Source organism: Aeromonas sp. 25-AL00135, assembly GCF_054052385.1.
The window spans coordinates 1-207 of record NZ_JBSTYQ010000066.1 but is presented as its reverse complement, the minus strand read 5'-3'; the positions used below and the strand labels follow the sequence as shown (position 1 = coordinate 207).

1 rRNA gene is annotated in these 207 nt (G+C 48.8%); it reads left to right on the top strand.

Annotated features, from left to right (window positions below):
- Positions 1-132 precede the first annotated feature (132 nt).
- Positions 133-207, top strand: a 5S ribosomal RNA gene (gene rrf, locus ACW5XC_RS20505); the annotation flags it as partial.

Below are 207 nucleotides of genomic sequence, written 5' to 3'. Positions count from 1 at the left end.
GGTGACGTGTTGAGCTAACCCATACTAATTACCCGTGAGGCTTAACCATACAACACCCAAGAAGTGTTCTAAGGCTTGTAGCAGATACCGAAAACGAATAACTAAATCAGCTTTCACAGATTGAAGAATTTGCCTGGCGGCCATAGCGCCGTGGAACCACCTGATCCCATGCCGAACTCAGAAGTGAAACGCGGTAGCGCCGATGGT